The following is a 2,726-nucleotide window of genomic DNA, read 5'->3' on the forward strand; positions in this document are numbered from 1 at the left end:
CGCGTCAACAGGGTTCCCAGGCTCCGATGGTTACATTCCATTCGAGAATGGCTTCATCTCCGAGATTCTTCTGAATGCGGGTTACAACACCTACGCTGTTGGCAAATGGCATTTGGCACCTGAGGAAACGATGACGGCAGCAGGGCCTTATGACCACTGGCCGCTAGGTCGTGGATTTGAGCGCTATTACGGCTTCCTGGGCGGCGATAGCAGTCAATACTATCCTGAATTGATTCGTGATAATTCGCAGACCGAGCCGGAGGCAACTCCAGAAGAGGGCTATCACCTCACTGTGGATTTGGTTGAAAAGGCCAAGGCGATGATCGCTGACGCCAAGCAAGTCGCTCCAAACAAGCCTTTCTTCACCTACCTCGCGCTTGGCGCCATGCACTCTCCTCATCATGTCCCCAAAGAATGGGCTGACAAGTACAAAGGCAAGTTCGATGCCGGCTGGGATGCCTATCGCAAGCAGGTCTTCGAAAAGCAGAAGAAGCTTGGAATCATTCCGGAAAACACGGTGCTGTCTCGCCACGATCCGGATGTGCAGGACTGGGAGACACTCTCCCCAGACGAACGCCGCGTCTACGCGCGCATGATGGAGGTCTTTGCGGGTTTCTTGACGCATACCGACCGCTACATTGGTGAGATGATCCAGTTCCTAAAGGATCTTGGCGAATACGACAACACGCTCATCATGCTGATCTCTGACAATGGATCGAGTGCTGAAGGTGGCCCACACGGATCACTGAATGAGGTCAAGTTCTTCAATAACGTTGCCGACACCGTTGAAGAAAACCTCGCGGCAATTGACGAAATTGGCGGCCCCAAACACTTCAACCACTTCCCATGGGGCTGGACTTTCGCAGGCAACACACCGTTCCGCCGCTGGAAGCGTGAGACCTACAGAGGTGGTTCCTGCGATCCATTCATCATTACGTGGCCCAAGGGAATCAAGGCGCGCAATGAGATTCGGACGCAGTTTGCACACATCATCGACATGGTGCCAACAGCTCTCGATGCGGTTGGAGTTGAACAACCAACGGAACTTCGCGGCGTGACGCAGTCTCCACTCGAAGGAGTCAGTCTCGTTTCCACATTCGACGACGCAAAGGCACCCGAAACTCGCGTAACCCAGTACTTCGAGATGTTCGGGCATCGGTCGCTCTACCACGATGGCTGGCGCGCAGTCTGCCCATGGCCAGGCACCTCCTTTATTGAGTCCGGAAGAACCTTCGGAGCACCTCTCACTGCCGACATGCTTACCGAACTCGATGAAAAGGGATGGGAGCTGTATAACCTCGGCGAAGACTTCGCCGAGACGAATAATCTCGCTGCCAAAGACAAAGGTCGTCTCATTGCGATGATCGGCATGTGGTATGTCGAGGCCGGCAAGTACAACGTACTTCCGATCGATAGCCGTGGATTGCAGCGGGTTCGCGAAGAGCGCCCTCAAGTCGCAGAAAATCGCAACCGCTACGTTCTCTATCCGGGCACGCAATCGATTCCGGCAGGCGCAGCGCCACAAATTCTCAACAGACCATTTTCGATCAACGCTGAAGTCGAGATTCCTGCAAAACGGGCAGAAGGAGTCCTGTTAAGCTTCGGCGGCAACGACGGTGGCATCTCGCTTTACATGCAGGAAGGGAAACTCTGCTTCCTCTATAACTACGTCGCTGTCACCTACACCTATGTGAAGTCCAAAGACGCAATCCCATCCGGTCATCACTTCCTGAGCATGGAGTTCGCGCCGACCGGAAAGCCGGACTTCACGCAGGGCAAAGGTGCGCCCGGCACTGCCACGCTGTTCGTTGACGGCAAAGAAGTCGGACGCGGCGCTATCGCTCTAACTACTCCGAATCGGCTGGCACAGGGCGGTGCAATGCTCGTCGGAGCCGACACAGGTTCGTCGATTAACCCCGAATACAAAACGCCGTTCAACTTCACCGGCACAATCAAGCGCGTTATCGTCGACGTGAGCGGCGAGCACGTTGAGGACCACGAAACTGCGATGAGAGTGTTCCTAGCCAAACAGTGACTGGCGAGGTGCAGGAATAATCTGCGCCGAGCGATCGGAGGGGGGAAGAATGGCGCGATCGCAGAGCATTGGCACGAAGCTGACGCCGGATGAGGAGCGTCAGATCTTGGTTGCAGCCGAGGCTGATGGGAAAGCGCCGAGCGAATGGGCACGTGATCTGTTGCTGCGCGGAGCAGTCGCAAGCAATCGTGGAGAGACGGAGATGCATCTCTTCACTGAGCTTGTCGGTATCCAGATGCTCTTGATGAATGCGCTCGACCCCCTTCTGCGCGGCGAGAAGATGACCCGGGAACAACTCGCCGCTCTCTACCGCCGAGTCCAGACAACGAAGGCCGCGCAAGCGCAAGAACTCCTCGCAAAGCGCGCCAGGCGCCGTGCCGAAGAGGCACGGCGAGAAACCGAATGACATTCCCCGGATAGCAGAGAATAGCCGAGGCCGGGGCGGAGTCAAGGCCGCGCTCCGCGCGCCGCTTCGCGTCAGAGAGCCTTGACACCGCCCCTGGTGCCTCGGCAAATCATTCCAATATCCGGGGAATGTCATCAAAATGCTGAAGAGCAAATACCGTGAGGTGGGCCAGGCGCGGAGTCTACGAAAATCCTTTGGGAAGCGGCATCTAGTGGGTTCATTACTATGCGGCTGGAAAGCGGGCACCGGGAGAAGGTAGGTCGGAAGTCGAATACGATCAAGTTG

Annotated in this window: 2 protein-coding genes; both read left to right on the forward strand. The window is 56.2% G+C overall.

Going from position 1 to position 2,726, the window contains the following annotated elements:
* Positions 1-2,035: arylsulfatase (locus WA354_RS09485; protein WP_472812766.1), on the forward strand; the 2,035-nt coding region annotated here is incomplete at its 5' end.
* A 49-nt stretch (positions 2,036-2,084) separates the two neighbouring features.
* Positions 2,085-2,441 carry a hypothetical protein gene (locus WA354_RS09490; RefSeq protein ID WP_472812767.1) on the forward strand — a complete coding sequence of 119 codons (357 nt, stop codon included), beginning with the start codon at positions 2,085-2,087 and terminating at the stop codon, positions 2,439-2,441.
* Positions 2,442-2,726: the final 285 nt, after the last annotated feature.

Origin of the sequence: Occallatibacter sp. (assembly GCF_049802275.1) — a bacterium.
Classification (GTDB): Bacteria; Acidobacteriota; Terriglobia; order Terriglobales; family Acidobacteriaceae; genus Telmatobacter.

What these genes read in the sequence shown, in the direction of transcription:
- WA354_RS09490 (WP_472812767.1), top strand. Translation starts at nt 2,085, where the DNA reads ATGGCGCGATCGCAGAGCATTGGCACGAAGCTGACGCCGGATGAGGAG.